This is a genomic window from Amycolatopsis sp. NPDC049688, from assembly GCF_040674975.1.
Classification (GTDB): Bacteria; Actinomycetota; Actinomycetes; order Mycobacteriales; family Pseudonocardiaceae; genus Amycolatopsis.
Window position 1 is genome coordinate 269,843 of record NZ_JBFANY010000010.1, and the last position, 9,396, is coordinate 279,238.

At 71.1% G+C, this 9,396-nt stretch carries 9 protein-coding genes; 3 read left to right on the forward strand and 6 right to left on the reverse strand.

Annotated features, from left to right (window positions below):
* Positions 1-131: 131 nt before the first annotated feature.
* Positions 132-1,034: a site-specific tyrosine recombinase XerD gene (gene xerD / locus AB0J55_RS29610; protein WP_364255582.1), complete on the reverse strand. Its 903-nt coding sequence runs from the start codon at positions 1,032-1,034 to the stop codon at positions 132-134.
* A gap of 104 nt (positions 1,035-1,138) precedes the next feature.
* Here xerD and AB0J55_RS29615 point away from each other — a divergent pair, with 104 nt between their 5' ends.
* Positions 1,139-1,645 (forward strand): DUF1707 domain-containing protein, encoded by a 507-nt coding sequence (locus AB0J55_RS29615; protein WP_364255529.1) that lies wholly within the window; start codon positions 1,139-1,141, stop codon positions 1,643-1,645.
* A 25-nt stretch (positions 1,646-1,670) separates the two neighbouring features.
* On the opposite strand, the gene AB0J55_RS29620 is transcribed toward AB0J55_RS29615, so the two are convergent.
* The 5 genes from AB0J55_RS29620 to AB0J55_RS29640 all read right to left on the reverse strand — a co-directional run bounded on the left by AB0J55_RS29620 (position 1,671) and on the right by AB0J55_RS29640 (position 7,500).
* On the reverse strand, positions 1,671-2,300 hold the full coding sequence (locus tag AB0J55_RS29620) for an NUDIX hydrolase (RefSeq protein ID WP_364255532.1): 630 nt from the start codon (positions 2,298-2,300) through the stop codon (positions 1,671-1,673).
* The gene (locus AB0J55_RS29625; RefSeq protein WP_364255535.1) at positions 2,297-3,997 is read right to left on the reverse strand and encodes a CTP synthase; all 1,701 of its coding nucleotides are present in this window, start codon (positions 3,995-3,997) and stop codon (positions 2,297-2,299) included. Before AB0J55_RS29625 ends, AB0J55_RS29620 begins: the two co-directional genes overlap by 4 nt.
* A gap of 89 nt (positions 3,998-4,086) precedes the next feature.
* On the reverse strand, positions 4,087-5,244 hold the full coding sequence (locus AB0J55_RS29630; RefSeq protein WP_364255538.1) for an acyltransferase: 1,158 nt from the start codon (positions 5,242-5,244) through the stop codon (positions 4,087-4,089).
* A 234-nt stretch (positions 5,245-5,478) separates the two neighbouring features.
* A complete protein-coding gene (locus tag AB0J55_RS29635) occupies positions 5,479-6,669 on the reverse strand; it encodes a peptidase S8 (RefSeq protein WP_364255541.1) in 1,191 nt (396 codons plus the stop codon).
* Between the two features lie 162 nt (positions 6,670-6,831).
* A complete protein-coding gene (locus tag AB0J55_RS29640; RefSeq protein WP_364255543.1) occupies positions 6,832-7,500 on the reverse strand; it encodes a GntR family transcriptional regulator in 669 nt (222 codons plus the stop codon).
* 147 nt (positions 7,501-7,647) lie between these two features.
* On the opposite strand from AB0J55_RS29640, the gene AB0J55_RS29645 reads away from it, so the two are divergent.
* Together AB0J55_RS29645 and AB0J55_RS29650 are read left to right on the forward strand one after the other, a co-directional pair.
* Positions 7,648-9,069: an NCS1 family nucleobase:cation symporter-1 gene (locus tag AB0J55_RS29645; RefSeq protein ID WP_364255546.1), complete on the forward strand. Its 1,422-nt coding sequence runs from the start codon at positions 7,648-7,650 to the stop codon at positions 9,067-9,069.
* A partial coding sequence (locus AB0J55_RS29650; RefSeq protein WP_364255549.1) for an aspartate/glutamate racemase family protein occupies positions 9,066-9,396 on the forward strand: 331 nt, incomplete at its 3' end. The genes AB0J55_RS29645 and AB0J55_RS29650, both read left to right, overlap by 4 nt.

Genomic DNA, 9,396 nt, shown 5'->3' on the forward strand with positions numbered 1-9,396 from the left:
GTTCGTCAGCGTCCGCCGCAGCCTATGTCCGGAGTCGGAGCCCCGGCAAAGCAACGCGCCGGACTCGACGGGGCAATGTCACTCGACCGTCGGTGCAGGCTGGCAAGGCTGTTGACGCTTTATAGGGCCGTCTAGCCCAGTGCGCGCGGGTGCGCCGTCGCGTACACCTCGCGAAGCGTGTTGACCGTGACCAGCGTGTACACCTGGGTCGTCGTCACCGAGGCGTGCCCGAGCAGTTCTTGGACGACGCGGACATCCGCGCCGCCTTCCAGCAGGTGCGTGGCGAAGGAGTGGCGGAGCGTGTGCGGCGACACGGCGGCGGAAATCCCCGCCCGGCCGGCGGTGTCCTTGAGGACCTGCCACGCGCTCTGCCGCGACAGCCGGCTGCCGCGGGCGTTGAGGAACAGCGCCGCCGTGCCCCGGCCGTGCGCGGCGAGCGCAGGCCGGGCGCGGACGGTGTAGGCGTGCAGCGCGGCGAGCGCCGGACGGCCGATCGGCACCAGGCGCTGCTTGCCGCCCTTGCCGTCGAGCAGCACCGTGCGCTCGGTGGCGTCGACGTCGTCGACGTCCAGGCCGACGGCCTCGGAGATCCGGGCCCCGGTGGAGTAGAGCACCTCCAGCAGGGCCCGGTCGCGCAGCGCGCGCTCGCCGTCCGGGGGCGGGGTCTCCAGCAGCCGCAGCACGTCGTCGACCGGCAGGGCCTTGGGCAGCCGCTTTGCCGGTGTCGGCGGCCGGACTTCGCGGGCCGGGTTGTGTTCGGTGAGGCCCTCGGCGTGCGCGAACTTGTGCAGGCCCCGCACGGCCACCAGCGCGCGGGCGGCCGAGGACGCGGCGAGCGGCTGGTGCTCGTCGTCGCCCTCCCGCAGCGCGGCGCCGAACGCCGTGACGTGCGCGGACGTGACGTCGGCGACCTTCGCGACACCCAGGCCGTCCAGGTGCGCGGCGTACCGGCGCAGGTCGCGGGCATAGCTGTCCAAGGTGTTACGCGCGGTCCCGCGTTCGACGACCAGGTGGTCGAGGTACGCGGCGATCACGCCGTCGGTGCTGCCCCCGGCTGCCACGCCGCCACCTTAGGCCGCCCGGGGCTCGTGACCCGGCAGAAACCCCGTTCTCAGCTCCACGCGGTTACCGTGGATTCATGGAGTCCGACGAGCTCCGCATCGGCACCGCCGAGCGCGAGGAAGCGGCGAGACTGCTCGCCGACCACTTCGGCATGGGCCGCATCACCCCGGACGAGTACGAGACCCGGGTGACGGACGCCTACGCGGCGGCCACCCTGGGCGACCTGCGGCCGCTGTTCTGCGACCTGCCCCAGCCGCACCCGGGCTTCTTCGGGGCGCCGCCGGCGCCGATGACCATGCCGATGCCGCTGTACGCACCGCCGCCGATGCCCGCGCCGATGCCGTACGCGCCGCAACTGCCGGTGCCGTACTCGTACCGGTCGAAGACGGTGGCCGGGGTGCTGCAGATCGTGCTGCCCTTCGGCGTCGGCCGGTTCTACACCGGCCAGATCGGCCTCGGCCTGCTGCAGCTGTTCGTCTGCGTGATCACCGTCGGCGCCGGCGCGATCTGGCCGATCATCGACGGCATCGTCCTGCTGGCCAACGGCGGCCTCGACGCCGAAGGCCGCCCGCTGCGCCCCTGACCGAGCCGGGGCGCAGCGGAGCGGCTCACGCTTCCTTGCGCTTGGCGAACGCCGTGGGGCGGTCGTCCCACGGCGCGTCCGCCGGGCGGGCCGACCCGGCGCCGGTGAGGACCGCGTGGGTGGCCAGCACCCCCGACACCGTGGCGCCGTTGAGCAGCTCGCCCGCCAGGGCCATCCGGACCGCCTCGGCGAGCGGGAACTTGCGGATGACCAGGTCCGCCTCCTCCTCGCCGAGCACCTCGCGGTCCACTTCGGACAGTCCGCGGGCCAGGAAGACCCGCACGACCTCGTCGGTGAACCCGGGCGACGCGGCCACGTCGACCAGGGTCACCCAGTCGTCCGCGGCCAGGCCGACCTCTTCGACGAGCTCGCGCTTGGCCGTGGCCACCGGGTCCTCGCCGAGGTGGTCGATCAGGCCGGCGGGCAGCTCCCACAGCCGGTGCCCGATCGGGTGCCGGTACTGGTGGATCAGCGTGACCTGCTGCTCGTCGTCCAGCGCGACGATCGCGACCGCGCCCAGGTGCTCGATCACCTCGCGGGTCGCGGTGTCGCCGCCCGGCATCACGACCTCGTCGATCCGGAGGCCGACGACGCGTCCGATGTGGACGTCCCGGCTGGACGCGACGCTGAACTCGTGCTCGCCCGGCGCGGTCATCGGGCCGCCACCGGGGCCTCGGGCAGCTCGACCGGCAGCCGCTCGGCGACCTTGCGGTCCACGACGGCCTTGACGAACGCGCTGAACAGCGGGTGCGGCCGGGTCGGGCGGCTCTTGAGCTCGGGGTGGGCCTGGGTGCCGACGAAGAACGGGTGCTTGTCGGCGGGCAGCTCGACGAACTCGACCAGGTGGTCGTCCGGCGAGGTGCCGGAGAACACCAGGCCGGCGTCGGTGAGCTGCTTGCGGTAGGCGTTGTTGACCTCGTAGCGGTGCCGGTGCCGCTCGGACACCTCGGTGGTGCCGTACGCCTTCGCGACCTGCGAACCCGCCTTCAGCTTCGCCGGGTACGCGCCCAGGCGCATGGTGCCGCCCATGTCCCGCTCCCCCGCGACGACGTCGCGCTGGTCGGCCATGGTCGAGATCACCGGGTGCTTGGTGTTCTCGTCGAACTCCGACGAGCCCGCGTCCTCGATGCCGGCCAGGTGCCGGGCGGCCTCGATGACCATGCACTGCAGGCCGAGGCACAGGCCGAGCAGCGGGACGCCGCGGGTGCGGGCGTACTCGATCGCGCCGACCTTGCCCTCGATGCCGCGGATGCCGAACCCGCCCGGGATCAGCACACCGTCCACATCGGACAGCACGGAGGCCGCGCCGGACGCGGTCTGCGCGTCGTCGGAGGCCACCCAGACGATCTCGACCTTGGCGCGGTGGGCGAACCCGCCCGCCCGCAGGGCCTCGGTGACCGAGAGGTAGGCGTCCGGCAGGTCGATGTACTTGCCGACGACGGCGATCCGGACGATCTCGCTGGGGTTGTGCACGCGGTCGAGCAGGTCGCCCCACACCGTCCAGTCGACGTCGCGGAACGGCAGGCCGAGGCGGCGGACGACGTAGGCGTCGAGCGCCTCGCCGTGCAGCACCTTCGGGATGTCGTAGATGGACCGCGCGTCCGGGCAGGCGATGACGGCCTCGGTGTCGACGTCGCACATCAGGCCGATCTTGCGCTTGAGGTCCTCCGGGATCTCCCGGTCGGCCCGGCAGACCAGCGCGTCCGGCTGGATACCGATGTTGCGCAGCGCGGCGACCGAGTGCTGGGTCGGCTTGGTCTTCAGCTCGCCCGACGGCGCCAGGTACGGCACCAGCGAGACGTGCAGGAAGAAGCAGTGGTCGCGGCCGACGTCGTGGCGGACCTGGCGGCAGGCCTCCAGGAACGGCAGGGACTCGATGTCGCCGACCGTGCCGCCGACCTCGGTGATCACGACGTCCGGCGACTGGCCGGTCTCGTCGGGCCCGGCGGCCGCGGTGATCCGGGCCTTGATCTCGTCGGTGATGTGCGGGATGACCTGCACGGTGTCGCCGAGGTACTCGCCGCGGCGCTCCTTGGCGATCACCTCGGAGTAGACCTGGCCGGTGGTGACGTTGGCCTTGCCGTCGAGGTCGCGGTCGAGGAACCGCTCGTAGTGGCCGATGTCGAGGTCGGTCTCGGCGCCGTCGTCGGTGACGAACACCTCGCCGTGCTGGAACGGGTTCATCGTCCCGGGGTCGACGTTGAGGTAGGGGTCGAGCTTCTGCATCGTGACGCGAAGCCCGCGCGCGGTAAGGAGCTGACCCAGGCTGGAAGCCGTGAGTCCCTTACCCAGAGAGGAGGCGACGCCTCCGGTGACAAAGACGTACTTGGTTGCCCGTGACTGAAGTCCCACGGGCCGCCAGCATATCCCACTCCTGCGGATCCGCGCGCTGTGACATGCCCGAGCCTCCGGATATGACGCCCGCCACCCACCCGGGTGACCTAAGCCGCACCCTTCGCCGACGCCAGCCGCGGCCGGCCGGTGAGCGCCCGGCTGCCGGGCAGCCGCCGCAGGACCTCGACGATCAGGACGGTCAACAGGATCGTCGCCAGGTAGATGATCACGCTCAGCCACGGCGCGCCGAACCGCTCCGCCACGTGCGGGATCGCCGGGCCGAGCAGGGCCAAGGCGAGCGGGTGCACGAGGAAGATGCTGAACGACCGGTTCGCCGCCCACGAAACCAGCCGGGCCCCGCGGCTGCCTTCCCGCCGGCGCGCCGCCCACCACGTGCTGAAGGCGTAGATCGCCGCGATGACGGTGAGGAACCACGGGATCAGGTACGGCTGGAACGGGTCGCTGGCCACCTGCGGGAACGTTCCACTGTGGACAGTACGGAGGTAGTACCACTCGGTGCCGGCCAGCACGGCGACGAGCGCGCCGCCGAGCAGCAGCCGGTGCCGGCCCGCCCAGGCGTGCACGGTCTCGAAGTGCATGGCCACCACGGCACCGAACAGCGTGTAGAACTGGTACGGCAGGATCGTGCCGTACAGGTGGGTGATCGTCTCGTAGCTCACGCCCAGCGGCTGGTAGGTCATGAACAGCGTGACGCCGACCTGCACCAGGCCGCTGCCGAGCAGCAGCCACCGGTGCTTGCCCTCGGTCGCGCGCAGCACCTTCATCAGCACCGGGAAGAGCAGGTAGACCTGCATCGTCACGAGCAGGAAGTACAGGTGGTACCAGGCGCCGCCGGTGACGAGGTCCTTGAGCAGCAGGCGCATCGACGCTTCGAGCGAGCCCGGCTGCTGCTCCCCGGTCACCAGGCCGTAGGCCCAGAAGAACATCGACCAGGCCAGGTAGGGCGTCGCGACCAGCGAGAGCCGCCGTCGCCAGAAGTCGCCCGCGGTGAACTCGCGGCGGCGGTTCTGGAACACCAGCACGAACCCGGTGAGCGCGAAGAACGCCTCCCGGGTGAAGTGCAGCGGCGTCTCCACCGCGTTGGCGCCGACGTCCTGCGCGAAGTTCGTCGCGCCCACCACGTGGATGAGGATGACGCAGGCGAACGTGACCAACCGGAACAGGTCGATCTGGTGCAGGTAGGGTGCTTTGCCGCCCGGTCTCGTGCGGGCGGGGGCTTCGAGCGTGGCCTGGGCAGTCGTCATCGTGCCGCCGGTCCGGCACCGTCGTCGGCGTGGTTCACGTTCTCAGACTTGCCACCCATTCTGTGAATTTCCCATGAAGCCACTGGGAAGCGCCTGTTGGCCGGGCTACCGGGGCCTGTCGGATATGCCACTCCCGCTGGGGATGCACGACTACGGTGATCATGTTAATGCTCAGCGTGAGGGGCCACCACCCGGGCGTGTCGACGCGCGGGTGGTGGCCCCTGGTAACGGAAATCAGAAGGCAGCGGCCCCGTTCGGGGTACCGAGGCCGGTCGGGCCGTCATAACCGGTGACCGCGGTGCAGAGGTAGCTGCCGCCGCACGAGCCGTTGCTGCCGCCGCTCACGTCGTAGAGCGAACCTGTGTGCGAGTACACCGTGTTCGCCCCCGTGACGCCGCTGACACCGCCGAGCGCGTAGACCCCGCCGACGACCGGGGCCGCGACGCTCGTGCCGCCGAACACCATCCAGCCGGACCGGCCCTGGTAGGCCGTGCTGTCGTAGACGGCGACCCCGGTGGCCGGGTCGGCGACGGCGCTGACGTCGGCCACCGACCGCTTGCCGCAGCCGCTGTCGGTCTGCCAGGACGGCTTGGTGATGTACGCCGAGCAGCCGCTGCCCGCGCCGCTCCAGGCCGTCTCGCTCCAGCCGCGGGTGTTCGACGCCTTCTTCAGGCTGGTGCCGCCGACCGCGGTGACGTACCGCGACGCGGCCGGGAACTCGACGCCGTACCCGGAGTCACCGGAACTGACCGTGATCGCGACGCCGGGGTGGTTGAAGTACTGGCCTTCGGAGCTCGCCTCGCCGGAGAACTCGCTGCCGCCGTAGCTGTTGCTGACCACTTCGGCGCCCAGCCGCACGGCGGTGTTCACGGCCGTGCCGAGGTTGGCGAAGCTCGACGAGGTGCCCTCGACCAGCAGGATGTTGCACTTCGGGCAGATCGCCGACGCCATGTCCAGGTCGAGGGAGATCTCCTGGGCCCAGCCGCCGTCCTTGCGCGGGTAGCTGGTCCCGCCGCTCTGGTCGGCCTTGGCGAAGCACGGGGTGGTGCTGGCGTCGACCGACGACGGCGTGCAGGACGCCAGCGCGGGGATGCCGTACTGGGCGCGGTACACGTTGACGTCGGCGAAGGCGGTCGGGGCGTCGTAGGCGTCGACGATGGCGATCGTGCGGCCCGCCCCGGCGCTGCCCGCGAGCGAGCCGAGGTTGTACGCGGAGAGCAGGTCGGCCGGGCCCAGCCCGGACGGCGTGGCCGCCAGGGTGGCGGTGGTGTCGGTGTCGATCCAGGCGTTGCAGGCCGCGAACCCGGCGGGTGCGACCGAGCAGACGCGCTGGGCGTGGCCGTGGCCGGCGGGGGCGGCCTCGGCGACGCCGGTGACGGTGAGAGCGAGGGTGAAGGCGGCGGCGAAGACTGTCGCACTACGCACAGTGAACCTCCGGAACGGCGGGGACACCGGTCGGTGAGACCGGTGAGCGAAGACCGTAAGCCGCCGTTCGGCCGTGTGACACAGACCAAAGTCGCGTCACCGCTGGTGCCAATGGCTGAAAAAGCGGGCGTTCGGCCGCAATCCGCACCAAAGCGGCGGGTCTCAGCCCGCGGGCCGCTCACCGGGTTCTTCGCCGAACAGGGAACGCAGCGTGACTTCCCGGTTGACGCGCACGTGTTCGACCGCCGAGGCCTTCGCCCGGTCCGCGTCCCCCGACGCGATCGCCTCGTGGAGCCGCCGGTGCTCGTCGAGCAGTTCGGCCCAGTGCTCGTTCTGGCTCGTGAGCCAGCGGAGCCGGCCTTCGAGGGGCTGGAGCATGGTGGAGAGCAGCGCGTTGCCCGCGATGGCGACGATCTCGTCGTGGAAGCGCGAGTTCAGCACGGTGATCCGGGCCGCGTCGCCGCGGGCCGTGGCGCGGGCGGCGTCGGCCAGCACGCGCTCGAGGCGCTTGAGCTCCGCCGCTCCCGCGCGGGCCGCCGCCAGCCCGGCGGCCAGGCCTTCCAGGGCCTCCCGGACGTCGAACAGCTCCTCGACGTCGACCCGCGCGAGCTGCCGGACGACGACCCGGCGCGGCGACTGGACGACGAGGAACCCCTCGGCCTCCAGACTGCGGATGGCCTCGCGGACCGGCACCCGCGAGACGCCGAGGTCCTCGGCCAGCTCGCGCTCGACCAGCCGGTCGCCCGGGCGGAGCCGCCCGGTCAGGATCCGTTCGCGCAGCTCCTCGCGCACCCGCTGCCGGGTGGCCGCGAGGGGTTGCCGCTCGTTCACCGCGCCCCTCCTTCAACACCGCCGTAACCGGCCGTTACACGAGTTTATCGGCCGGAGGGTTGACTCGCGGGGACCCCGGGGTGATATTTGGGATTCCAAAGTTTGGTATCCCAAATCGTCGTCCTCGCACGTCGATCGGAGGGCCCCATGACCGCCGCCCCGCTCACCGAACCTTCCCCGGAGACGACCACGCCACCCGATCCCCGGCTGTGGAACGAAGACCTCGCCCCCGCGAAGGAACGCCGGTGGAAGGTCTACGACATCTTCGCGCTGTGGATGTCCGACGTGCACAACCTCGGCAACTACACCTTCGCGGCCGGCCTGTTCGTGCTCGGGCTGTCGGCGTGGCAGGTGTTCACCGCCCTGCTGTTCGGGTTCATCATCATCTACGCCGGCATGAACCTGATGGGCCGGATCGGCCAGCGCACCGGCGTGCCGTTCCCGGTCGTGGCGCGGATCAGCTTCGGCACCTTCGGCGCCAACCTGCCCGCGCTGATCCGCGCGATCATCGCGATCTTCTGGTACGGCATCCAGACCTACCTCGCCAGCGTCGCCATCACGCTGCTCGTGCTCGCCATCGACCCGGGCCTGAAACCGCTGACCGAACACGGGTTCCTCGGCCTGCACGCGCTCGGCTGGATCTGCTTCGTCGCGCTGTGGGCGGTCCAGGCGCTGATCCTGACCCGCGGCATGGAGTCGGTGCGCAAGTTCCAGGACTGGTGCGGCCCGGCGATCTGGGTCGTGATGATCGCGCTCGCCGTCTGGATCCTCGCCGCCGGGCACTGGAACATCTCCTTCACCAGCAGCCCGAAGCAGCTGTCCACCGGGGAGCAGATCCGGCAGTGGTTCGGCGCGGCCGGGCTCATCCTGGCCACCTACGGCACGCTCATGCTCAACTTCTGCGACTTCTCGCGGTTCGCCCCGGACCAGAAGACGGTGAAGCGCGGCAACTTCTGGGGCCTGCCGATCAACTCGACGGCGTTCGCGCTGCTGTCGGTGATCGTCACCGCGGGCAGCATGCAGGTGTTCGGCGAGGCCATCACCGACCCGGCCGAGCTGCTGGCCAAGGTGCACAACACGCCGGTGCTCGTCATCGGCGCGCTCACCTTCGCGATCGCGACCATGGGCGTCAACATCGTCGCCAACTTCGTCTCCCCCGCCTACGACCTGGCCAACATCTGGCCGAAGCGGATCACGTTCACCATCGGCGGGATGATCAGCGCGGTCGCCGCGCTGTGCGTGCTGCCGTGGAAGCTGTACTCCTCGCCCGCGGTGGTCAACTACTTCCTCGGCGGGCTCGGCGCGTTCCTCGGCCCGCTGTTCGGGATCATGATCGTCGACTACTACCTGATCCGGCGCGGCAAGGTCGACGTCGCGCAGCTGTTCGTCGACGGCGGCATCTACCCGCGCGTGAACCCCCGTGCGCTGGTGACGTTCTTCCCGACCGCCGCGTTGTCCGCCGTCATCGCGCTGGTGCCGTTCTTCGCGCCGGCCGCGCCGTACTCGTGGTTCATCGGGACGGCGTCGTCCGCCGCCCTCTACTACGTGGTGTCGAGGAAGCACCGATGAGGATCGTCGTCACCAACTGCAACACCACCGAGGCGATGACGAAGGAGATCGAAGCCGGGGCCCGCGCGGCCGCGAGCCCCGGCACGGAGATCCTGGCGCGGACGCCCCGCTGGGGACCCGAGTCCGCCGAGGGCTGGCTGGACAGTTTCCTCTCCGCCGCGGCGGTGCTGGACCTGTTGCGGGGCCTGGACGAACCGTTCGACGCCGTCGTGGGGGGGGGGGGGGGGGGGGGGGGGGGCGGGGGGGCGGGGGGGCGGCGGGGGGGGCCCGGCGGGGGGAAAAACCAGGCGGGCGCGCCCCACGCGTGGCGCCGCCGGCGCCCCAAAC

What these genes read in the sequence shown, in the direction of transcription:
- AB0J55_RS29615 (WP_364255529.1), top strand. Translation starts at nt 1,139, where the DNA reads ATGGAGTCCGACGAGCTCCGCATCGGCACCGCCGAGCGCGAGGAAGCG.
- AB0J55_RS29645 (WP_364255546.1), top strand. Translation starts at nt 7,648, where the DNA reads ATGACCGCCGCCCCGCTCACCGAACCTTCCCCGGAGACGACCACGCCA.
- AB0J55_RS29630 (WP_364255538.1), bottom strand. Translation starts at nt 5,244, where the DNA reads ATGACGACTGCCCAGGCCACGCTCGAAGCCCCCGCCCGCACGAGACCG.
- AB0J55_RS29620 (WP_364255532.1), bottom strand. Translation starts at nt 2,300, where the DNA reads ATGACCGCGCCGGGCGAGCACGAGTTCAGCGTCGCGTCCAGCCGGGAC.